The organism is Aquabacterium commune (assembly GCF_004362855.1).
GTDB lineage: Bacteria > Pseudomonadota > Gammaproteobacteria > Burkholderiales > Burkholderiaceae_C > Aquabacterium > Aquabacterium commune.
Genome location: NZ_SNXW01000007.1, coordinates 227,669 through 249,750, shown reverse-complemented (window position 1 = coordinate 249,750; position 22,082 = coordinate 227,669). Strand labels below are relative to the sequence as shown.

Genomic DNA, 22,082 nt, shown 5'->3' with positions numbered 1-22,082 from the left:
ACGGCGGCGTAGCATCCACGGACCGAAGGCAGACAGCCTCATCCCACCCAGGAGACCCCCATGGACTTCCAGCCCAGCGAACGTGCCAGCAGCACCGCCAAGCGCGTGCGCGCCTTCATCGACGAACACATCGCCCCGATCGAAGCCGCGCACTGGCAGGACATCCACGAGGCGCGCCACGGTGGCGACTGGACGAAGTGGCAGATCCCGCCGCGCGTCGAAGCCCTCAAGGCCAAGGCCCGCGCCGAAGGCCTGTGGAACCTGTTCATGCCCGACCCCGAACTGGGCGCGGGCCTGAGCGTGCTGGACTACGCTTTCAGCGCCGAGCAGACTGGCCGCTCCATGATGGCGCCCGAGATCTTCAACTGCAACGCGCCCGACACCGGCAACATGGAAGTGCTGTGGAAGTACGGCAGCGCCGAGCAAAAGGCCCAGTGGTTGACGCCGCTGCTGGCCGGCGAGATCCGCTCGGTGTTCTTCATGACCGAGCCCGATGTGGCCTCGTCCGACGCCACCAACATGGCCGCCACCGCCGTGGTCGAGGGCAGCGAGATCGTGCTCAATGGCAAGAAGTGGTGGTCGTCGGGCGTCGGTGACCCGCGCTGCAAGATCGGCATCTTCATGGCCCGCACGCCCAACGCGGACGGCGGCCGCCACAGCCAGCATTCGATGGTGCTGGTGCCGATGGACACCCCGGGCGTCGAGATCCAGCGCATGCTGCCCGTGTTCGGCGAGTACGACGAGCCCCACGGCCACGGCGAGGTGCACTTCACCAACGTGCGCCTGCCGCTGTCCAACGTCATCGCCGGGCCGGGCCGCGGTTTCGAGATCGCCCAGGGTCGCCTGGGGCCTGGCCGCATCCACCACTGCATGCGCATGCTGGGCGCCGCCGAAAAGTCGCTGGAGCTGGCCATCGAGCGTGGCTTGAAGCGCGTGGCCTTCGGCAAGCCCCTCGTCAACCTGGGCGGCAACCGCGAGCGCATCGCCGAGTGCCGCCTGGCCATCGACCAGGCCCGCCTGCTGACCCTGCAAGCCGCCTGGAAGATCGACACCCTGGGCGTGATGAGCGCACTCACCGACGTCTCGGCCATCAAGGTCGTGGCGCCCAACGTGCTGCAGCAGGTGGTGGACTTCGCCATCCAGATCCACGGCGGCATGGGCGTCTCGCACGACACCATGCTCACGGCCTTCTTCAACCAGGCACGCAGCCTGCGTCTGGCCGATGGCCCGGACGAGGTGCACAAGGGCATGATCGCCCGCCTGGAGCTGATGAAGTACGGCAGCAAATAAGGGGCCGGGCCATGGGCGCGCTCTACCTCATCCGCCATGGCCAGGCGTCGTTTGGCAGCCAGAACTACGACGAGCTCTCGGCCCTGGGCCACCAACAGGGCCATGCCGTCGGGCAGGCGCTGAAGGCCCGTGGCGTGAGCCCGGAGGTGGTGGTCAGCGGCACCATGCAGCGCCACCAGGACACCGCCCGCGCGGCTTTGGCGGCCATGGCGCTGGACGTGCAGATGCGCATCCACGCCGGCGTCAACGAGTTCGACCACGAGAACGTCATCGAGGTGGCCCAGCCACGCTATGCCGACAAGGCCGCTATGATGTCCGAGATGGCCGCCAGCGGTGACCCGCGCCGCGCCTTCCAGACCTTCTTCCAGGATGCCGTTTCGCGCTGGGTCGGTGGCAACCACGATGCCGAGTACAGCGAGCCCTGGTCGGTGTTCAAGCTGCGCTGCGTGTCCACGCTGGACGAGCTGGTCCAGCTCACGCCGGCCAAGGGGCAGGCCGTGGTGTTCACCTCGGGCGGCTTCATCAGCGTGGTCTGCGCCCACCTGCTGGGCCTGCACGACACCCAGGCCTTCACCATCAACTGGACGCTGGCCAACGCCGGCATCACGAAGATTTTGGTGGGCCGGGACGGGCTGCATTTGGTGTCCATCAACGAGCATGGCCACGTCGAAGGCGCGAATCCTCCCCTGTTGAGCTACCGCTGATCTGTGCCGGTCGATCTGGCCGAGCACTGCGGCTGGGCACGCCAGCGCGCGTCCCGCACAATGCCATGGTCACATGCGGGCCGTGGGCTCAACGAGCGAGGGAGACAAGGATGAAGACAGCGTTGAAGGTGCTGGGCGGGCTCTTGCTCGCCTTGGTGGTGTTGGTGGGCGTCGGCGTGGCCCAGGCCTGGGCGCCCGACCGCGACGTGGACAGCCTCAAGGCCCGTTGGGCGCCACCGCCATCGCAGTTCGTGGCCCTCATGGGCATGCAGGTGCACCTGCGCGACGAAGGCCCGCGCAACGACCCCCAGCCCATCGTGCTGTTGCACGGCACCTCGGCCAGCCTGCACACCTGGGACGGCTGGGCCGAGGCCTTGAGGGGCCAGCGCCGCGTCATCCGCATGGACCTGCCTGGCTTCGGCCTGACCGGACCCATGCCCGATGGTGACTACCAACTCACGCGCTACGTCGAATTCGTGGCCGCCTTGATGGACAAGCTGGGCGTGCAGCAGGCCGTCGTGGCGGGCAACTCCTTCGGTGGCGGTCTGGCTTGGAAGCTGGCGGTGGACCACCCCGCGCGCGTGAGCAAGCTGGTGCTGGTCGATGCGGCCGGCTACCCCTACGACCCGACGTCTGTGCCGATCGGCTTCAAGGTCGCGCAAATCCCATGGCTGCGCCCGGCGATGGAGAACGTCTTGCCACGCAGCATGATCGAATCCAGCGTGCGCAACGTGTACGGTGACCCGGCCAAAGTCACCCCTGAACTGATCGACCGTTACTTCGAGCTGACCCTGCGCGCGGGCAACCGCCACGCCTTGGGCGAGCGCTTCCGCCAAAGCCCGGGCGGCCAATACGCAGGGCAAATCGCCTCGGTCAAGCAGCCCACGCTCATCCTGTGGGGCGGCCAGGACCGACTCATCCCGCCCGACAACGCCGATCATTTCCAGCGCGACATCGCCGGCAGCCGCCTGGTGGTGTTCGACACCCTGGGCCATGTGCCGCACGAGGAAGACCCGGCCGTGACCGCCGCTGCGCTGCAGTCCTTCCTGGCCCAGCCCTGAGCCTCCCCGCACCCAAGCTTGGGAATCCCCCTCTGTCGCTGTCTCACAAAGCTGCTGCATTTCCCCCGCGGTGGATCGCGCCGTTTTGTCTCGCATCAGGGCGTTTCTGTGAAAAAATCGCTGTGGCGGGTTTGCTAACCGCCATGATGTCCGTTGCCTCTGCACAGCTGTACTTGGGTGGAGGCATGGGCCAAGCCCGCCTCAAGCTCGACTGCTCTGACGTTGTGCTCTGTGACAAGACCGACACGGGCGGCAAGGGCTACGTCGGCTACCAGATCACCCCCGTGCTGGCCTTGGAAGGCACCTACTTCAACTTCGGCAAAGCGACGCGCAAGGGCCCCGGTGGCAGCGCCTCGCTCAAGTCCACCGCGATAGGTGTGGGCGTGGCTGGCCGTGCAGAGGTCTACAAGCGCGTGACCGTCGTCGGGCGGCCGGGCCTGGTCACCGTCGAAGCCAAGGGCGCAGTGAACGCTGCGACACTGGTGGGCACGAGCAATTCCAGCACCCCGCAGGTCTATTTCGGCGCTGCAGCCGAGGTCGCCTTGGTCAAGAACGTCAAGGGCTTTGCCGTGGCCCACTTCAGCAAGACCGAGCTCGATGGCGAGTCTGGCTCTGTGCGTCTGGTCACCGTGGGCTTGCAATACGGCTTCTGATCGGTTGCGCGCTCAAGCCAAAGGCCCTCCACGGAAGGCCTTTTCATGCCCGGGAAGCGTCGTGATCAGGGCCTGACTGCCCCAGTCGCGCAGCGCCGCATCGGTGTTTGCGACGTCACTGCGTCGTGCGTGGTATCGGCCAAATGGCCTGCTGCGCGCGCGCAACACCCCGCGAGATTGGGGGCTGACGGAAATGTTGCTGATCGTTAGAGTGAACTTCAAGAAAAATTGGGAGTCAAAGGTGAGCGCATCTCGAAGCTCGAAGCTGGCTGCCATAGCCGCCCTGCTGTTGGTGTTGACCGGCGCCGCCAGTGCCCAGTGGTCCTGCGCGGTGCCGTGATGCATGAGTTGTGGGTGATCGAGCGCTTCGGCTTGGCCATGCTGGACAGCCGTGCCGAGGCGCGCTTGAGTGGCCCCCGCTTCAGCCAGAACTACAACAGCAACCCTCCCTATTTCGGTGTGGCCCTCGAGTACGAGGTCGCGCCACAGACCAAGCTGACGGCGGCTGCCGATTTCACGAACGTGAAGGTCGGTAACAAGCCTGCTCGATTCGATTGCTCAGCCTCGGCGGGCAAGTTGACGTCTGACCGGTTTCGGTCGGATCCTTACCCGTGGCCCATTGAGGCCACCCATAACCCACAGGAGTTCCTATGAAGAAAATCGCTCTGGCCGTCGCACTGATCGGCACCATGTCTGCTGCCTCGGCCCAGGTCTACGTGGCTGGCAATCTGGGTCAAGCCCGCATCGACGTCGATTGCTCTGACACGGTGAGCTGCGACAAGTCGGACACCGGCTACAAGCTGACCGCTGGCTACCAGCTCAACCCCCTGGTGGCTCTCGAAGCCTCCTACATCGACTTCGGCAAGGTCAAGGCACGTGTGATTGAAAGCGGCATCAACGTGGACGTCAAGGGCGAGTCGTCCGGCTTCCTGCTGGCAGCAGCCCTGCGTCACAACATCACCCCCGAGGTGTCCCTGGTGGGCCGTGTGGGCCTCGCGATGCTCAAGAGCAAGGTCACCGCATCTGCATTTGGCTTCAGCGATTCCGAGAGCTACAACTCGACCAAGCCCTACCTGGGCCTGGGCGCCGAGTACGCGCTGAACAAGCAACTGCGCCTGACCGTGGGAGCCGACTTCACCGACGCCAAGGTCGAAGGCGAGACCGTTTCCGTCCGCCTGCTGAGCGCTGGCGTGCAGTACGCTTTCTGAGCCAAACGCGGATGAAGAAAAGGCACCCCTCGGGGTGCCTTTTTTCTGGGGCCTGCGGTTTCGTCGGCCCGCGGCTGGCGTCAGTTCGCCGCGTCAGAGCCGTACTTCGGCGATCTCGGGCCATACAAAATACCGTTGGGGTGTCCCGCAGACAGCAGCCGTGCGCTGGCAACGCCTGCCACAGGGTGCGAGGCGTCGGTCACGCTGTTGAGCACCTGCTTGACAAGGGCAGTCACCAGCAGGCCGACCAACCCACCACCCGAGTTGTTGCCACCTTCGTCGCTGGACGCCGAGGCCTTGCCGCTCCAGAGTTGCGTGCCAGTGGACAGGTCCACCAGCTGCGCTTCTGCGCTCACGATGGCGGCACTGCTCAGCACGGTGTAGGTGGTGCCGTAACGCGTCACCTTGATGTACAGCGCGGTGTCCGCACCGAAAATCTCCTTGAGCTTGGTCGGGGCCACCGCATGCATCTCCGGCGGATTGCTCAGGCCATTCTGGTGAAAGGTCTCGGCAACCAGGGTCACAGGCATCACGTAATAACCAGCTTCGGCGAGCGGGTAAGTGGCCTGTGCCAGGACGCTGAACGTGGCGTTCACGTCGGGCGATTCGTTCAGCGGCGGCAGAACGAGGATGGATGCAGGTTTGGCTTGGCGGAAGGCGGTGTAGTCCGTCTTCTTGGGGGCCGCACAACCGGCCAGTGCGGCGGCCAGGACACCCATGGCAGCCAATCGATACAGGGATGAACTCATCATGTCAGCTCCCGTTCTTTTTCATGTTGTTGAGCAGGAAGTCGATGTACTTCGTCGATTCCGGGAACTGCGCCTTTTCCTGGTTCAGCGCTGCCACGGCCTGGTTGGTGCGGCCGGTGTTCAGGTACAGCAAGCCGAGGTGGGCGTGGTAGCCAGGCGGCAGCTTGGCCCCCTTGGCGGCGGCCTTTTGAACACCCTCTTCCATGGCCAGAATCTGCTCTTCGGGGCCTTTACCTTGGCCCTTGAGGTGTGCATACACCTGAGGCTGGTAGCCATTCCATTCATAGAGTGGCTTCGGCCCGGCGCAACCCGTGAGCCCGATGGCGGCGAGCAGGCAGCAGCCCGCTGCCTGCCGCGTGATGTGGCTGGATGTCATGGACGGGCTCCTCACTGTGCGGGCTTGAAGGCGCCGGAGTCGATGGCTTCGCCCAGGCGCTCCACGGCTTCGCGGATGGCCAGGTCCAGCACCTTGCCGTTCAGCGTCGAGTCATAGCTGGCCGTGCCGCCGAAGCCGATGATCTCGCGGTTGGACAGGGCGTACTCGCCTGCGCCTTGCACCGAGTAAACAACCTCGGAAGTGCGGGTGTTGACGATGTTCAGGGCGACCTTGGCGTAGGCCACTTGCGTCTTGCCACGGCCCAGAATGCCGAAGAGCTGGTGATCACCGACTTCCTTGCGGCCGAACTCGGTCACGTCGCCGGTCACCACGAAATCTGCACCTTTGAGCTTTTGCGCCGCGCCTTGGATGGCGGCTTCCTGCTTGATCTCCGCCATGTTGTCGCGGTCCAGCACATTGAAGCGGTTGGTTTGCTGCAGGTGGGTGATCAGGATGGTCTTGGCTTGGCTGCCGAGGCGGTCGACGCCGTCGGAGAACACGCCACGCAGGTAGCTGGAGCGGTTGTCGAACTTGCCCACGGCGATGGGCGAGCGTGCGCCGCTGTACGCCTTGGTGGACACCTGTGTTTTCTGCACAGCCAGGGCTTGCGAGGATTCGGTGGCGCAGCCGCTCAGCAGCATTGGCAGAGACAGGGCTGCAGCGATGGCAAACGACTGCAGGCGTGTGTTGAACTTCATTGAACGGTCTCCCTGAGACTTGTGGTGATGGAAGTAGTGAAGCGGCCCTGCGAGCGGACCGGTCGAACAATGTAACGGCTGTGGTTCAGCGAATGGCATCACCCATTTGGATGGGGATGGCGAGGGAATGAAAAACGGCACCCTGAAGGGTGCCGTCATGCAGCTGAACGCGGCAATCCGCATCAGCCTTGCGCCTTGACCTTCAAACGCCAAGCATGCAGCAGCGGCTCGGTGTAACCCGAGGGCTGTTCCTTGCCCTTGAAGACCAGGTCCAGCGAGGCTTGGAAGGCCGCACCGTTGGGGTTGGCCACCAGGCTCTTGTAGGCGGCGTCGCCCGCGTTCTGGCCGTCCACCACGGCGGCCATGCGCTTGAAGCTGTCACGCACTTGTGCCTCGGTCACCACGCCGTGGTGCAGCCAGTTGGCCACGTGCTGGCTGGAGATGCGCAGCGTGGCGCGGTCCTCCATCAGGCCGACGTTGTGGATGTCGGGCACCTTGGAGCAACCGACGCCTTGGTCGATCCAGCGCACCACGTAACCCAGGATGCCCTGGATGTTGTTGTCCACTTCCTGCTGCTTCTCGGCGTCCGACCAGTTGGCTTGTGCGGCCACGGGGATGGTCAGCAGCTTGTCCATCAGGCTTTGCGGCTCTTCGCCCGACTTCTCGATCTCCAGCTGCACGGCGGCCACGTTCACCTGATGGTAGTGGGTGGCGTGCAGCGTGGCGGCGGTGGGCGAGGGCGTCCAGGCGGTGTTGGCGCCGGCCTTGGGGTGACCGATCTTCTGCTTGAGCATCTCGGCCATCAGGTCGGGCATGGCCCACATGCCCTTGCCGATCTGGGCGCGGCCACGCAGGCCGCATTGCAGACCGATCAGCACGTTGCGGCGCTCGTAGGCGGCGATCCAGTCGCTGCCCTTGATGTCGCCCTTGCGCATCATCGGGCCGGCCAGCATGGCGGTGTGCATCTCGTCGCCGGTGCGGTCCAGGAAGCCGGTGTTGATGAAGGCCACGCGGCTGGACGCGGCAGCGATGCAGGCCTTCAGGTTGGCCGAGGTGCGGCGCTCTTCGTCCATGATGCCCAGCTTGACGGTGCTGTCGGGCAGGCCCAGTAGCTGCTCCACGCGTGAGAACAACTCGGCGGCGAAGGCCACTTCGGCGGGGCCGTGCATCTTGGGCTTGACGATGTAAACCGAGCCTTTGCGCGAGTTGTTGATCTGCTTGCCGTCGATCTGACCGCGGCCTTGCAGGTCGTGCAGGGCGATGGTGGTGGTCACCACGGCGTCCATGATGCCTTCGGGAATCTCCTTGCCTTCCGCGCCCCACAGGATGGCCGGGTTGGTCATCAGGTGGCCGACATTGCGCACGAACATCAGCGAACGGCCGTGCAGCTTGACTTCGCCGCCCACTTGACCATTGGACACGCCGGTGTACACGCGGTCGGCGTTCAGCTTGCGCACAAAGGTCTTGCCACCCTTGGCGACTTCCTCGGTCAGCGTGCCCTTCTGGATGCCCAGCCAGTTGCTGTAGCCCAGCACCTTGTCTTCGGCGTCCACGGCGGCGACCGAGTCTTCCAGGTCCAGGATGGTGGACAGGGCCGATTCCAGCACCAGGTCGGACACGCCGGCCGCGTCGGTCTTGCCGATGGCGGTGTCACGGTTGATCTGGACGTCGATGTGCAGTCCGTTGTTGACCAGCAGGACGCTGGTGGGCGCGGCGGCGTCACCCTGGAAGCCGACGAACTGCTCGGGGTTCTGCAAGCCGGTGGTTTTGCCGTTGCTCAGGGCGACGACGAGCTTGCCACCTTCCACACGGTAGCCGGCCGATGCCTTGTGCGACGCGCCTTCCAGCGGGGCGGACTGGTCCAGGAAGTTGCGGGCCCAGGCGATGACCTTGGCGCCACGCACCGGGTTGTAGCCCTTGCCCTTGTCGGCGCCATCGGTCTCGGGGATGGCGTCGGTGCCGTACAGGGCGTCGTACAGGCTGCCCCAGCGGGCGTTGGCGGCGTTCAGGGCGTAGCGCGCGTTCAGGATGGGCACCACCAGCTGCGGGCCGGCTTGCGTGGCCAGTTCGGCGTCCACGTTCGATGTGGTCACCTTGACATCGGCGGGCACGGGCACGGTGTAGCCGATCTTCTCCAGGAAGGCGCGGTAGGCGGCCATGTCGGAGATGGGGCCGGGGTGGGCGGTGTGCCACTGGTCCATCTCGGTCTGGATGCGGTCGCGCTCGGCCAGCAGGGCGGCGTTCTTGGGGGCCAGGTCGCTGACGATGGCGTCAAAGCCGGCCCAGAACTTGGCGCTGTCCACGCCGGTGCCGGGCAGCACCTGGTCTTCGACGAAACGGAACAGCTCGGTGGCGACTTGCAGGCCGTGGACGGTGGTGCGTGCGGTCATGGAAACCCTTCGGAAGTCAGGAAACAGATGCGATGGCGGCAGTTTATTCGATACCAATCGCGACATTAAGATCTTAAAAAGTCATTGATTCATGACCTGAGAGTTAAAATCAGGGTCAGCCAGGGGGGATGACCTGTGGGAGATGCGCTTGTGTTTTGCCGCGCCGCCACCCACCATGGACCGCTCCGGGCGGTGGCGGGGCCGGGCGTGACCTTGCCCCTGCCTTGCCCTGTTCGACCAGCGCTGGAGAGCCATGGACCGACTCAAGCAGATTGAATCCTTCGTCGGCGTGGCCGTGCGCGGCAGCCTGACCGCCGCCGCGGCCGTCGAGGGCATCGCGCCCGCGGTCGTGGGGCGGCGCATCGATGCGCTGGAGGAGCGCCTGGGCGTCAAGCTGCTGGTGCGCACCACGCGGCGCATCACCCTGACGCACGAGGGCACGGCTTTCCTGGAAGACGCCCAGCGTCTGCTGTCCGACCTGGCCAGCGCCGAGGCCAGCGTCAGTGCGGGCGGCTTGAAGGCCAGCGGGCACCTGCGCATCACCGCGCCAGCGGGTTTCGGGCGTCGGCACGTGGCGCCCCTGGTGCCGCGTTTCGCGGCCCAGCACCCGGAGGTGTCGGTCTCCCTGAACCTCTCGGACCGCATGGTGGACCTGGTCAACGAAGGTTTCGACTGCGCCGTGCGTGTGGGCGACCTGCCCGACTCCAGCCTCATCAGCGTGCGCCTGGCCGACAACCGCCGCCTGTGCGTGGCCAGCCCGACTTACGTCGCGGCCCACGGCATGCCCGCGCATCCGTCCGACATCGTCCGCCACGCCTGCCTGGCCTTGAGCTCCGAGGCGGGCCAGACGCGCGGCTGGGCCTTCACGGCCGATGGCCAGGTGGTGCACGTGCGGCCCGCGCCCCGGCTGGACTGTTCCGACGGCCAGGTGCTGCACGCCTGGTGCCTGGAGGGCCTGGGCCTGGCCTGGCGCTCGTGGTGGGAGGTCGAGGCCGATGTGCGCGCCGGCCGGCTGGTGAGCGTGCTCGACGAATTCGCCGCGCCCCCGAATGGCATCTACGCCGTCTTCCCGCAGCGCAAGCACCTGCCGCTGCGCTTGAGCCTGTGGATCGATTTCATCAAGGCCACCTACGGCGATGCCGGCTACTGGCGCAAAGCCGCTGACCCCAGGTCCTGACATGAAAAAGCCGCCCGAAGGCGGCTGGCAGATTCAGTCCATGGGCCTGGGCCCTGGGCTCACTTGGCCGCAGCGGCTTCTTTCTCGCACTTCTTGATGAAGCTGTTCTTGGCGGCGCCGGCCAGGGCCTTGCCGTTCTTGTCCACGGCCTTGGCGGCACAGGCTGGGCCCGCACCGCCTGCGTCCTTCTCACACTTCTTGATGAAGCTGTTCTTGGCGGCGCCCGCCAGCTTCTTTTCGGCGGCCTTGGCATCACAGGCCGGATCGGCGTGGGCCAGGGTGGACATCAGGGCCAGAACGGCGGTGGCGATCAGTGCACGCATGTCGAACTCCTAGGAATTGAGTGGGGTGGTTGGCAGGCCGGGAACGAACGAGGGAAGGCACGACCTGATCCCAATGTAACGCGCCGCATCGTGCCCCGGATGACAGTCGCCCGGGCGGCATCGCCCGTGTGGCTCACATGATGCGCCGCGGGTGCGCCAGGGCCTCGTGGGCCGCATGCAGGCGCCGCACCAGCACGCGGATGAAGGCCTCGTCGAACAGGTGGCGGCAGGCCGGGCTGAGTTGCTGCATGGCCTCGGGCGTGAACGAAATCGTGGTGGCCGGCTCGGTCACCACCACGTCGGTGCTGTGCTTGCGCAGTTCGGGGCTGGGTGCCAGGTAGGCCATCTCGCCCACCGAGGTGCCCGCGCCCAGCAGGGCCACGCGCTTGTTGTTGCGGTACACCTCCACGCTGCCCTGGGCCATGATGTGGAAGCTGCGCCCCTCCTCGCCACGCCGGTAGAGGGCATGGCCGAAGGCGAAACGCTGCCAGCGCGCGCGGTGCACCACCTCCCACAGCTCCACATCGCCGAACTGCGAGAAGAAGTCGAGCGCACGCAGCAGGTTGAAGCGCTCCGAGTCGAGCACACCCTGCAGGTGGCCGCGGGGCACCTGGTGGTCCGAGATCAGCCCCGAGAGCGCCTGCGCGAAGGCGTCCCAGTTGGGGTAGCGGTCGTTGGGGTTCTTGGCCAGGGCCTTGAGGATGACGCCATCGACGGCCGGGTTCACGCCGGCGCGCAGGCCGGACAGGGGCGTGGGCGCCTCGTTGTAGATCAGGTTCATGAGCGCAGCCTGGGAGGGCGCATCGAAAGGCGGGCGGCCCGCCACCAGGTGGTAGAGCACGGCTCCGAGCGCGTACATGTCGGCGCGGCTGTCCAGCACCTGGCCGTCGAGCTGCTCGGGTGCCATGTAGGCCAGTGAGCCGACCTTGTGCACCTGGGTCGAGTCCGCCGTCATGTTCAGCACGCTGCCGAAATCGCTGATCTTCACGTCGGTGACCATGCCTTGCGCGTTGGTCAGCGCCAGGATGTTGGCCGGCTTCACGTCCCGGTGGATGAGGCCCTGGCGGTACACATAGCCCAGCGCCATCGCGCACTTGAAGCCGATTTCCACGATCAGCTCCAGCGGCAGGAGCTGGTCCGGTCGGCAGAAGCTGCGCAGCGTGGTGCCCGGCACGTACTCCATCACCACATAGGGCGAGGTCGGGTCGGCCACCGCGTCGAAAATCTGCACGACGTTGGGGTGCTGCAGGCGGCCCACCAAGGCGGCTTCGGCGGCGAAGAAGCGCGCATAGACGGGGCCATCGACCGCATCGCCCAGGGCGCTGGCGCGCACCCGCTTGATGGCGACTTCGCGGTCGTGGAAGTCGTCGCGGCCCAGGAAGACCTCGCTGGTGGCGCCTTCGCCCAGCCTCTGGAGGACCCGGTACTTGCCGATCGTGCTGACGTCCATGCTCGTGCGATGCCGTTATCTGATGCGCTTCATGTTGTGCATCTTGTCACGCTGGGCCGGGCTTGAGTGGCCAAAAAAGCCGCGCCGGCCCGGGCATTTCCGCCCTCTGGCGCCAACCGACCTCGCGCCCGAGGGGGCGCCGCCTCGTAGAATCCCGCCCATGATCCAAGCCAAGCGTGACCTTCTTTCTGCCCTGGGCGACGCCCTGCGCCAGGTGGCCCCTGAGGCCGCCGCTGCCGGCACCCTGCCTGCGCCCGTCTTCGAGGCGCCCAAACAAGCCGCCCACGGCGACCTGGCCGTGACCGCCGCCATGCAGCTGGCCAAGCCGCTCAAGAAGAACCCGCGCGAGCTGGCCACGGCCCTGGTGGCCGCGCTCGAAGCCCAGCCAGCCGTGCAGCAGTGGGTGACGCTGCCCATCGAGATCGCCGGCCCGGGTTTCATCAACCTGCGCCTCAAGCCTGCCGCCAAGCAAAGCGTCGTCGCCGACGTCTTCCAGGCGGGCGACCAGTTCGGCTGGCAGCCGGCCAACGCGCACAAGGTGCTGGTCGAGTTCGTCTCGGCCAACCCCACCGGTCCGCTGCACGTCGGCCACGGCCGCCAGGGCGCCCTGGGCGACGCGCTGTGCAATCTGTTCGAAACGCAAGGCCAGCAGGTCACGCGCGAGTTCTATTACAACGATGCGGGCGTGCAGATCGCGACGCTGGCCGCTTCCACCCAGGCGCGCCTGAAGGGCTTGAAGCCCGGTGATGCCGACTGGCCCGAATCGGCCTACAACGGCGACTACATCGCCGACATCGCCGCCGATTTCCTGGCCAGGAAAACCGTCAAGGCCGACGACCGCGAATTCACCGCCAGCGGCGACGTCAACGACCTCGATGGCATCCGCCAGTTCGCCGTGGCCTACCTGCGCCACGAGCAGGACCTCGACCTGAAGGCCTTCGGCGTCCGTTTCGACAACTACTACCTGGAATCGAGCCTCTACAGCTCGGGCCGGGTCGAGTCCGCGGTGCAAAAGCTCAAAGACGCCGGCAAGACCTTCGAGGAAGGCGGCGCCCTGTGGCTGCGCAGCACCGACTACGGTGACGACAAGGACCGCGTCATGCGCAAGTCCGACGGCGGCTACACCTACTTCGTGCCCGACGTGGCCTACCACATCGCCAAGTGGGAGCGCGGCTTCGGCCAGTGCGTCAACATCCAGGGCTCCGACCACCACGGCACCATCGCCCGCGTGCGCGCCGGCCTGCAGGCGGCCGGCGTCGGCATCCCCCAGGGCTGGCCCGACTACGTCCTGCACAAGATGGTCACCGTGATGAAGGACGGCGAGGAGGTCAAGATCTCCAAGCGCGCCGGCAGCTACGTCACCCTGCGCGACCTCATCGAGTGGACCAGCAAGGACGCCGTCCGCTTCTTCCTCATCAGCCGCAAGGCCGACACCGAATTCACCTTCGACGTGGACCTGGCCTTGAAGCAAAACGACGAGAACCCCGTGTTCTACGTCCAGTACGCCCACGCCCGCATCCACTCGGTGCGCGCCCAGTACGTCGAGAAGGCCGGTGGCGACCTCGGCGCCCTGGCGCAAGCCAAGCTGGACCTGCTCGCCGCGCCCACCGAACTGGCGCTGATGAGCAAACTTGCCGAGTTCCCCGACATGCTCACCTCGGCCGCGCTGGGCCTGGCCCCGCACGACGTGGCGTTCTACCTGCGCGACCTGGCCAGCGCCTTCCACAGCTACTACGCCGCGGAACGTTTCCTGGTGGATGATGTCGAACTCGGACGGGCCCGCGTGGCGCTGCTGACGGCCACCGCCCAGGTGCTGCGCAGCGGTCTGGCCCTGCTGGGCGTGAGCGCACCCGAGAAGATGTGACCCCGGCGCACAGCGTCGGATGAAAGAGGACGGACACTGATGAAATCCCAACGTGGCGGCTTTTTCCTGGGCATGATCGTCGGCCTGCTGGTCGGCCTGGCCCTGGCGCTCGGCGTGGCGCTCTACATCGCCAAGGTGCCGCTGCCCTTCATCGACAAGGTGCCCCAGCGCACCGCCGAGCAGGACGCCGCCGAGGCCGAGAAGAACAAGAACTGGGACCCGAACAACCCGCTTTACGGCAAGAACCCGGCCAAGCCGCGCCCGGTGCAGGTCGAAGCGGCACCGTCGTCGGCCAACGCAGCGGCATCGGCGCCTGAGGCTGTGGCAGCGGCATCCGCCCCTGCGGCCAAGGCGTCCGCACCGGCGGCATCGTCAACGTCCGGTCGCAATCCGGCGGCCATCCTGGCGGGTGAAGCCGTGTCATCGCCCGCGGGCGCCGATGCGTTGAGCTACCAGGTGCAGGCCGGTGCCTATGGCAGCCAGACCGAAGCCGAGCAGCAACGCGCCAAGCTGGCGATCCTGGGGCTGGAAGCCCACCTGCAGGAGCGCGAAGTCAACGGCCGCACGATGTACCGCGTGCGCCTGGGGCCTTTCGGTCAGCGCGAGCAGGCCGAAGACGTCCGCGTCAAGCTGCAGGCCGCGGGCATCGAGTCCGCCCTGGTGCGTGTGCAAAAGTGATCCGACCCCTGACCCGAGTTCCTACCTGACCCGAAGGATGTCCCCGATGAACCGCCGTGATTTCTCCAAGCAATCCCTGTCTGCCTTGGGGCTGGGTCTGGCGGGCGCACCCGCCGTGACGCCGGCGCTGTCGTTCGCCCAGGGCGGCCCCGTCGAGGGCACGCACTACGTCAAGCTGGGCCAGGCGGCCCCGACGGCCGCGCCCGCCGGCAAGATCGACATCGTCGAGTTCTTCTGGTACGGCTGCCCGCACTGCCACCACTTCGAGCCTTCGCTGAACGCCTGGGTCGGCAAGTTGCCCGCCGACGTGGCTTTCCGCCGCGCGCCCGTGGCGTTCCGCGAAAACCCCTTTGGCATGCACCAGCGCATTTACTACGCGCTGGAGGCCATGGGCCTGCTGCCCTCGCTGCATGGCAAGGTTTTCCAGGCCCTCCACGAAGAGGGCCTCAAACTCGACAAGCCCGAACTGATCGCTGACTTCATGGCCAAGAACGGCGTGGACCGCGCCAAGTTCCTGTCGGTGTTCGACTCCTTCGCCGTGCAGACCAAGTGCCGCCAGGCGCGCAGCCTCGCAGACGCCTACAAAATCGACGGCGTGCCCGCCATCGGCATCGGCGGCCAGTTCCTGACCTCGATTTCGCTCAACGGCACGCCCGAGAAAACGCTGGCCACGGTGGACTTCCTCGTCAACCGCCTGCGCAAGGGCAAGTGATGCCCCGAGGCGCCTGGGTGGCGCCAGGCGGGATATTTGCGCGGTATTTGCAGACCAGCCACACACGGTGGCACGGTCTTCGGTAAAATCCATGCAAATTCCATGCCGAAGATGAGTTTGCCTGTGCCTCTTGCTGTTGCCGCTCTGCGCACCGATGTGCCAAACCCCGCGCGCGGGCCGCTGCGCACCACCGTGCCGGCCCGCCACGCCAGCCGCGTCACCCACGTGATGGTTTGGCTGGCTGGCGCCTTCGTGGTGCACGGCGTCGCCCTGGCCGACAAAACCGACCGCGCCCAGCCCGTGGTGTTCGCCGCCGATGCCGCCCGGGTGGACGAAACCCGGCGCGTCAACATCCTGACCGGCAACGTCGAGCTGACCAAGGGCACCATGCTCATCCGCGCCGAGCGCGTGGAAGTGCGCCAGAACCCCGATGGCACGCAAACGGCCACCGCCACTGGCGGCCAGGGCGGGCGCAGCTACTTCAAGCAAAAGCGCGAGGGCATGGACGAGGTCATCGAGGGCGAGGCCGAGAAAATCGTCTATGAAGGCCGCGACGACACCGTCACCTTCACCAGCCGCGCCGAGATGCGCCGCCTCACCGCAGGGCTCAAGACCGACGAGGTCAATGGCCAGGCCATCCGCTACGACAACAAGACCTCGGTCTACCAGGTCATGGGCGCGCCCAGCGATGGCGGCAAGCCGGCGGGCCGGGTCAAGGGCGTGATCACGCCGCGCGCCAGCGAGCCGGCTGCGGCCGCCACTGGCGCGGGCGCGGGCCGCTGAGATGGCGAGTCAGCCCAGTCAGCTCAAGGCCGAGAGCCTGAAGAAGCGCTACGGCGCGCGCACCGTGGTGCACGATGTGCACGTGGCCGTGTCGGCCGGCGAGGTGGTCGGCCTGCTCGGCCCCAACGGCGCGGGCAAAACCACCAGTTTCTACATGATCGTTGGTCTGGTGCGGGCCGATGCCGGCGCCATCGACATCGACGGCGAGCGCATCGAGCGCCTGCCCATGCACGAGCGCTCGCGCTTGGGCCTGAGCTACCTGCCGCAGGAGGCGTCCATCTTCCGCCAGCTCAACGTCGAGGACAACATCCGCGCCGTGCTGGAGTTGCAAGTCGATGAGCGCGGCCGCAAACTCGCGGGCCGGGTCATCGAAGAACGCCTGGGCACGCTGCTGCGCGAGCTCAGCATCGAGAAACTGCGCACCAGCCCGGCGCTGTCGCTGTCGGGCGGCGAGCGCCGACGGGTGGAAATCGCCCGGGCCCTGGCCACGCAGCCGCGCTTCATCCTGCTCGACGAGCCTTTCGCCGGCGTGGACCCGATCGCCGTCATCGAGATCCAGCGCATCATCGGCTTCCTCAAGGCCCGCGGCATCGGCGTGCTCATCACCGACCACAACGTGCGCGAAACGCTGGGCATCTGCGACCGCGCCTACATCATCAGCGAGGGGCGTGTGCTGGCCGAAGGCCGCCCGACCGACATCGTGGACAACGCCGAGGTGCGCAAGGTGTACCTCGGCGAACACTTCCGCATGTGAGAGTGGCTGTCGCACCATGAAGCCCTCTTTGCAGTTCCGCCTGTCGCAGCACATGGCGCTCACGCCGCAGCTGCAGCAGTCCATCCGTCTGTTGCAGCTGTCCACGCTGGAGCTGCACCAGGAAATCGAGCAGATGCTCGAACAGAACCCCTTCCTGGAGCCGGAAGACGACGTGCCCGCGCTCGACCTGGCCGCTGCCGAGTTCGAACGCCAGCGCAACGAGCGCCAGAGCGGCGAAGACACTGCCTCGTCCTCATCCGATGCCGATGGGGGCCCGGGTGACAGCGACGCTGCGGGCATCGACAAGGCCGACCTGGGCACCACCGAGCGCGACGACTGGGAAAACGGCACCGAGCGCGAAGACTTCGACGGCATCAGCGAAACGCCGCGCAACAACGACAGCAACAACGACAGCGACGACTACGACCCGATGTCGCGCAACGCGCCCACCGTCAGCCTGCAGGACCACCTCAAGGCGCAGCTGCTGGGCACGCGCCTGAGCACCGAGGACATGGCCGCGGTCGAGGTGCTGATCGAGTCGCTCAACGAAGACGGCTACCTGGCCGACCCGCTCGAGGAGATCGCCGCCAGCCTCTTGCCTGGTGACCCCGAGGATGCCGACGAAGACACGCTCGACGAGCTGATGTCGCGCCTGCGCTGCGCCCTGGGCTGGCTGCAAAGCCTGGAGCCCGTGGGCGTGGGCGCGGCCAACCTCTCGGACTGCCTGGTGCTGCAGCTCAAGACGCAAGCCCCCAGCCGCATCCGCGACGTCGCCATCGACATCTGCAAGCACCACCTGGAGCTGCTGGCCCGCCGCGACACGCGCAAGCTCATGAGCGCCGCCGGTGCCACCGAGGGCGAGGTCAAGCAGGCGCAAGGCCTCATCGTGCAGCTGGAACCCAAGCCGGGCCGGGCCTTCACGCGCGCCGAGGCCAACATCATCGTGCCCGACGTCATCGTGCAGAAATCGGGCCGGGGCTGGAAGGTCGTGCTCAACCCCGACGTGATGCCCAAGCTGCGCATCAACGACCTCTACGCGCAAGCCCTGCGCGCCTCGCGCTCGCCGCGCGGTACGGCGGCCAGCGAAGGCCACACGGCGATGAGTTCGCGCCTGCAAGAAGCACGCTGGTTCGTCAAGAACATCCAGCAGCGCTTCGACACCATCTTGCGCGTCTCGCAGGCCATCGTTGACCGGCAGAAGAACTTCTTCAGCCACGGCGAAATCGCGATGAAGCCGCTGGTGCTGCGCGAAATCGCCGACGAGCTCGGTCTGCACGAGTCCACCATCTCGCGCGTGACCACGGCCAAGTACATGAACACGCCCTTCGGCACCTTCGAGCTGAAGTACTTCTTCGGCTCCAGCCTGAACACCGAGGCCGGTGGCAATGCGTCGAGCACGGCGGTGCGCGCGCTCATCAAGCAGCTGGTGTCTGCCGAAGATGCCAAGAAGCCGCTGTCGGACAGCCAGTTGGCCACCATGCTGGAAGAGCAGGGCATCCAGGTGGCCCGCCGCACCGTGGCCAAATACCGCGAAGCGCTGAAGATCGCGCCGGCCAACCTGCGCAAGGCGCTGTGACCCGAAGGAGCGCACGCGCATGCTGGCCAAGCTGAACAACCTCATCACCCTGATGCCCTGGCAAGACTGGGCCGCGCTGGCGCTGTTCTTCTTCGGCTGGGTGGGCTATGCCGCTTTTGCCAGCCGCCGCGCCAAGGTCGAGCGCACGCTGCTGGCCAGCACCAACCACTTCCGCAAGGTCTGGATGATGCAGGTGACGTACCGCGACCAGCGCATCGTGGACGCCGCCGTCACGCAAAACCTCGCCGCCAGCCCGAGCTTCTGGGCCTCCACCACCATCCTGGTGCTCGGCGGCTTGCTGGCCGTGCTGGGCACCAGCGACAAGGCCACCGGCTTGGTGCAGGACCTCCCTTTCGCGGCGCGCACCTCGATGCTCGTCTTCGACATCAAGATCATGGTGTTGCTGGCCGTCTTCGTCTATGCCTTCTTCCGCTTCACCTGGTCGATGCGCGTTTATTCGTTCGGGGCCATCCTGGTGGGCGCGGCACCCAACGTGGATGTCTTCGATGCGGGTGACGCCGACCGCCACGCCTTCGCCGATCGCGCCGGCAAGCTCATGGGCATGGCCGCTGAAAGCTTCGCCGATGGCCTGCGCGCTTATTACATGTCCTTCGCTGTGATCGGCTGGTTCGTGTCACCCGCCGCATTCGCGCTCGCCACCCTGGCCGTGCTGTGGGTGCTGTATCGGCGAGAATTCCGCTCGGACGTGCTGGCCATCCTGCGCGCCTGAGCGAGCGCCACCGGGCCGTCCGGCCCTGCTGCGGCCCCTTTCCTTTTCCGCCCTGACACCCATGCCCATCAAGCCCCCCCAACGCCCCCGCGTGTCCGCTGCCACCGGCCGGCCTTCTGGCGAGGGGCCGGGGCGTGCGCCTGCGCGTCCGTCCTCGGCCATGGGCCCGCGCCCTGGCGCCCGCCCCGAGCCCGTCGCCAACGCGCTGGCCGCTGACCGCCCCACGGCGCTCTACCTGTCGTGCGCCTCGGGCGTCGAAGAGCTGCTGGCCGAGGAAGTCCGCCGCATCCTGGGCGAAGGCCCCATCGTCATCGCCTCGCGCGGTGGCGTCGAAGTGCAGGCCGCTGCTCACCTGCGCACGGCCGAGGAATGCCGCGCCGCCCTCATCGACCACACCCTGCGACTCAACCTGGAAAGCCGCCTGGCCCAACGCGTCCTCTGGCGCGTGGCCACCCGCGTCTATCGCCACGAAGACGACATCTACGCCCTGGGCCGCCAGGTCAACTGGAGCGACTGGATCACCCCGCGCCACACCCTGCGCGTGGACGTCACCTCGCGCCGCAGCCACCTGCGCAGCCTGAACTTCGCAGGCCTGCGCATCAAGGACGCCGTCTGCGACGACCTGCGCGAACGCACCGGCGAACGCCCCAGCGTGGACACCCGCCACCCCGACCTCGGTCTCGTCCTCTACATGGACGACCTCGACGCCGTGCTCTATGTGGACACCTCCGGCGAAGCCCTCTTCAAACGCGGCTGGCGCGAAGACACCGGCGAGGCTCCGCTCAAGGAAACGCTCGCCGCCGCCATGCTGGCCGCCGCCGGCTGGCACGGCCGCCCCGAAGACGGCCCCCTGCTCGACCCCTGCTGCGGCGCCGGCACCATCCCCATCGAGGCTGCGCAAATCACCTGCAACATCGCACCAGGCATCCAGCGCCGCTTCGCTTTCGAACGCCTGCTGCCCTTCCGCGGTGCCCAGGCCGCCTGGGGCCTGCTCAAGCAGGCCGCCCGTGCCCGCGAATGCCCGCCACGCGTGCCCATCTACGCCGGTGACGTCGCCTTCCGCATGACCGACTTCGCCACCCGCAACGCCGAGCGTGCCGGCGTGCGCCACGCCATCGACTTCAAAACCGCCGACGCCCTGCAGCGCCCGGTGCCCTGCGAGCGCGGCCTGCTGATGTTCAACCCGCCCTACGGCGAGCGCATCGACACCAAGGGCTCGGCCCGCAACGCCTACGGCCAGCGCGCCGAGCAAGGCGGTGATGATGCTGGCGGCTGGCGCGATGACGACAACGAGGGCATCGCCCGCCCCGGCGTGCGCGTGGCGCGGGAGGCCTTCCAGGAAGACGAGGCCGCCGCCACCTTCTTCCAGCGCCTGTCGTCGCACTGGAAGAAGCAGTACACGGGCTGGACCGCCTGGATCCTCAGCCCTGACATGAAGCTGCCCAGCGCCATGCGCCTGAAAGAAAGCCGCCGTGTCGTGATGTTCAACGGCCCCATCGAGTGCCGCTTGTTCCGCTTCGACCTCGTGGCCGGCAGCAACAAGCCCCGCGCGGGCGATGCCGCTGACGCCTGAGTGCGCTTGACGGGGCCGGTTGCGGGTGAGGGCCGGCCTCAGCCCTCGAACAGGGCCGCCATCACGCTGAGCACCGCCAGCGGCGCCGTGTCGGCGCGCAGCACCCGCCGTCCCAGGCTGACAGCCGTCCAGCCTTGCGCCAAAGCCAGAGACTCCTCCTCCGGCGCCAGCCCGCCTTCGGGCCCGTTCAGGAAGCACCAGTTCGGGCCAGCCCCAGCGCTCGCCTGCGCTGCCTGCGACGTCAGCCAGCTCCGCACCGGCGCGGCATCGCGCAAGCTCAGCACCCCTCGGTGCGTGGCCACCGGCGAAGCGCTGTCCTGCTTCAACCAGCCCGCCAGGGTCTGCACCGCGTGCACCTGCGGCACCACCGCCCGCCCACATTGCTCGCTGGCCGACACCGCCACCGCCTGCCAATGCGCCACCTTCTTGGCGGCGCGCTCGCCGTCCAGGCGCAGCACCGAGCGCGCGCACACCAGCGGCTGGATCGCACCCACGCCCAACTCCGTGGCCTTCTCCACCACCGCGTCCATGCGGTCATTGGCAGGCATGCCCACCGCCAGCGTCACACGCACGGGCAGCTCCCGGTCGTTGGCCACCCGCTCGCCAAGGCGCACCTGCACGACCTTGCGCCCCATGTCGGTCACCTCGGCCCCCCACTCCTGTCCCTGCCCGTCGAACAGCCGGATGCCGTCCCCCGGTTGCAGGCGCAGCACCTGGATGTGCCGCGAGGCACCCTCGTCCAGCGCGAATGACTGGCCGTCCAGGCTCAGGCGGTCGAGTGCGACATGCAAGCGGGGACCCATGACCACATCCATCTCCTGCGCCCTCGGCGCGTGAATCGGTTGACAACACCCAACAAGGCGCCTCACCAGCAGGGAGGCGCTCAGCCCGCATTGTCCGCGAGCCAGTCCAGTGCGCGCGGCCACCGGGCGGACACGCCGCATCGACAGTGGCTCGCCGGCTGCTTTCCGCCGCTCTAACGCCCTCGAAGCAGCCCGAGGTCGCGGCGTCACAAAGCACAGCGCCCGGCTTGAGGTAGGATCCGCGCTCCGCGCGAGCGGGCCCAAACAAGACCTGTTGCGACCATGCCAAGCGAGTTCGATGCAGAAAGTTGAAAAACTTCGCCAAAGGGCTTGCGCAGGCTGTCAAAACGGTGCCATAATTGCGGTCTTCGCTGATCACGGCAAACAAAAACGAAGTCGCAGCAGTCAGAAACGACTGAGTGACCGAGTCGCTGAATCAGCAAACGTTCTTTAAAAATCAACAGCCGATAAGCGTGGGTGTTTGGCAAGAGAAGGCCGCAGCAAGTCGCAAGACTTGCAGGTCCTTGGAC

The 22,082-nt window shown here is 66.8% G+C and carries 24 protein-coding genes; 15 read left to right on the top strand and 9 right to left on the bottom strand.

What is annotated here, in order from left to right; genetic code table 11:
* Positions 1-60 precede the first annotated feature (60 nt).
* The 4 genes from EV672_RS13370 to EV672_RS13355 all read left to right on the top strand — a co-directional run bounded on the left by EV672_RS13370 (position 61) and on the right by EV672_RS13355 (position 3,708).
* Entirely contained in the window at positions 61-1,290 is a 1,230-nt protein-coding gene (locus tag EV672_RS13370) for an acyl-CoA dehydrogenase family protein (protein ID WP_133610015.1), read from the top strand.
* 11 nt (positions 1,291-1,301) lie between these two features.
* The gene (locus EV672_RS13365) at positions 1,302-1,994 is read left to right on the top strand and encodes a histidine phosphatase family protein (protein ID WP_133610013.1); all 693 of its coding nucleotides are present in this window, start codon (positions 1,302-1,304) and stop codon (positions 1,992-1,994) included.
* Positions 1,995-2,104: 110 nt separating this feature from the next.
* Positions 2,105-3,055, top strand: a complete 951-nt coding sequence (locus EV672_RS13360; protein ID WP_133610011.1) for an alpha/beta fold hydrolase — start codon at positions 2,105-2,107, stop codon at positions 3,053-3,055.
* A gap of 122 nt (positions 3,056-3,177) precedes the next feature.
* On the top strand, positions 3,178-3,708 hold the full coding sequence (locus EV672_RS13355; RefSeq protein ID WP_279536196.1) for an outer membrane beta-barrel protein: 531 nt from the start codon (positions 3,178-3,180) through the stop codon (positions 3,706-3,708).
* 12 nt (positions 3,709-3,720) lie between these two features.
* Here the strand turns inward: EV672_RS13355 and EV672_RS13350 are convergent, their stop codons facing one another.
* Positions 3,721-4,053, bottom strand: coding sequence for a hypothetical protein (locus tag EV672_RS13350; RefSeq protein WP_133610007.1), 333 nt, complete (start codon positions 4,051-4,053; stop codon positions 3,721-3,723).
* 9 nt (positions 4,054-4,062) lie between these two features.
* On the opposite strand from EV672_RS13350, the gene EV672_RS13345 reads away from it, so the two are divergent.
* Positions 4,063-4,362: a hypothetical protein gene (locus tag EV672_RS13345; protein WP_133610005.1), complete on the top strand. Its 300-nt coding sequence runs from the start codon at positions 4,063-4,065 to the stop codon at positions 4,360-4,362.
* Positions 4,359-4,916, top strand: a complete 558-nt coding sequence (locus tag EV672_RS13340; RefSeq protein WP_133610003.1) for a porin family protein — start codon at positions 4,359-4,361, stop codon at positions 4,914-4,916. Before EV672_RS13345 ends, EV672_RS13340 begins: the two co-directional genes overlap by 4 nt.
* A gap of 80 nt (positions 4,917-4,996) precedes the next feature.
* Here the strand turns inward: EV672_RS13340 and EV672_RS13335 are convergent, their stop codons facing one another.
* From EV672_RS13335 to EV672_RS13320, 4 genes are all read right to left on the bottom strand, one after another.
* Entirely contained in the window at positions 4,997-5,665 is a 669-nt protein-coding gene (locus tag EV672_RS13335) for a DUF799 domain-containing protein (protein WP_133610089.1), read from the bottom strand.
* 4 nt (positions 5,666-5,669) lie between these two features.
* Positions 5,670-6,041 (bottom strand): DUF4810 domain-containing protein, encoded by a 372-nt coding sequence (locus EV672_RS13330; RefSeq protein WP_133610001.1) that lies wholly within the window; start codon positions 6,039-6,041, stop codon positions 5,670-5,672.
* 11 nt (positions 6,042-6,052) lie between these two features.
* A complete protein-coding gene (locus tag EV672_RS13325; RefSeq protein ID WP_424923159.1) occupies positions 6,053-6,682 on the bottom strand; it encodes a CsgG/HfaB family protein in 630 nt (209 codons plus the stop codon).
* 239 nt (positions 6,683-6,921) lie between these two features.
* Positions 6,922-9,129 (bottom strand): malate synthase G, encoded by a 2,208-nt coding sequence (locus EV672_RS13320; RefSeq protein WP_133609997.1) that lies wholly within the window; start codon positions 9,127-9,129, stop codon positions 6,922-6,924.
* Between the two features lie 253 nt (positions 9,130-9,382).
* On the opposite strand from EV672_RS13320, the gene EV672_RS13315 reads away from it, so the two are divergent.
* Positions 9,383-10,306, top strand: coding sequence for a LysR family transcriptional regulator (locus EV672_RS13315; protein ID WP_133609995.1), 924 nt, complete (start codon positions 9,383-9,385; stop codon positions 10,304-10,306).
* A gap of 59 nt (positions 10,307-10,365) precedes the next feature.
* Here EV672_RS13315 and EV672_RS13310 read toward each other — a convergent pair whose 3' ends face one another.
* Together EV672_RS13310 and EV672_RS13305 are read right to left on the bottom strand one after the other, a co-directional pair.
* Positions 10,366-10,629, bottom strand: coding sequence for a hypothetical protein (locus tag EV672_RS13310; RefSeq protein ID WP_133609993.1), 264 nt, complete (start codon positions 10,627-10,629; stop codon positions 10,366-10,368).
* 133 nt (positions 10,630-10,762) lie between these two features.
* Entirely contained in the window at positions 10,763-12,079 is a 1,317-nt protein-coding gene (locus tag EV672_RS13305; RefSeq protein ID WP_133609991.1) for a protein kinase domain-containing protein, read from the bottom strand.
* Positions 12,080-12,239: 160 nt separating this feature from the next.
* On the opposite strand from EV672_RS13305, the gene argS reads away from it, so the two are divergent.
* The 8 genes from argS (at position 12,240) to EV672_RS13265 (ending at position 20,749) form a co-directional block, all read left to right on the top strand.
* Positions 12,240-13,943: an arginine--tRNA ligase gene (gene argS, locus EV672_RS13300; protein WP_133609989.1), complete on the top strand. Its 1,704-nt coding sequence runs from the start codon at positions 12,240-12,242 to the stop codon at positions 13,941-13,943.
* 36 nt (positions 13,944-13,979) lie between these two features.
* On the top strand, positions 13,980-14,621 hold the full coding sequence (locus tag EV672_RS13295; RefSeq protein WP_133609987.1) for an SPOR domain-containing protein: 642 nt from the start codon (positions 13,980-13,982) through the stop codon (positions 14,619-14,621).
* Positions 14,622-14,667: 46 nt separating this feature from the next.
* The gene (locus EV672_RS13290) at positions 14,668-15,333 is read left to right on the top strand and encodes a thiol:disulfide interchange protein DsbA/DsbL (RefSeq protein WP_133609985.1); all 666 of its coding nucleotides are present in this window, start codon (positions 14,668-14,670) and stop codon (positions 15,331-15,333) included.
* Positions 15,334-15,435: 102 nt separating this feature from the next.
* Entirely contained in the window at positions 15,436-16,116 is a 681-nt protein-coding gene (gene lptA / locus EV672_RS13285; RefSeq protein ID WP_243738685.1) for a lipopolysaccharide transport periplasmic protein LptA, read from the top strand.
* Between the two features lies 1 nt (position 16,117).
* A complete protein-coding gene (gene lptB / locus EV672_RS13280; protein WP_133609984.1) occupies positions 16,118-16,870 on the top strand; it encodes an LPS export ABC transporter ATP-binding protein in 753 nt (250 codons plus the stop codon).
* A gap of 16 nt (positions 16,871-16,886) precedes the next feature.
* Entirely contained in the window at positions 16,887-18,446 is a 1,560-nt protein-coding gene (locus tag EV672_RS13275; RefSeq protein ID WP_133609982.1) for an RNA polymerase factor sigma-54, read from the top strand.
* 19 nt (positions 18,447-18,465) lie between these two features.
* The gene (locus tag EV672_RS13270) at positions 18,466-19,176 is read left to right on the top strand and encodes a DUF599 domain-containing protein (RefSeq protein ID WP_133609980.1); all 711 of its coding nucleotides are present in this window, start codon (positions 18,466-18,468) and stop codon (positions 19,174-19,176) included.
* 61 nt (positions 19,177-19,237) lie between these two features.
* On the top strand, positions 19,238-20,749 hold the full coding sequence (locus tag EV672_RS13265) for a THUMP domain-containing class I SAM-dependent RNA methyltransferase (RefSeq protein ID WP_243738684.1): 1,512 nt from the start codon (positions 19,238-19,240) through the stop codon (positions 20,747-20,749).
* Between the two features lie 38 nt (positions 20,750-20,787).
* Here EV672_RS13265 and EV672_RS13260 read toward each other — a convergent pair whose 3' ends face one another.
* Together EV672_RS13260 and EV672_RS18855 are read right to left on the bottom strand one after the other, a co-directional pair.
* Positions 20,788-21,552 carry a 16S rRNA (uracil(1498)-N(3))-methyltransferase gene (locus tag EV672_RS13260; protein ID WP_133609978.1) on the bottom strand — a complete coding sequence of 255 codons (765 nt, stop codon included), beginning with the start codon at positions 21,550-21,552 and terminating at the stop codon, positions 20,788-20,790.
* 206 nt (positions 21,553-21,758) lie between these two features.
* The coding region (locus tag EV672_RS18855) for a hypothetical protein (protein ID WP_208110773.1) at positions 21,759-22,082 on the bottom strand (324 nt) is incomplete at its 5' end.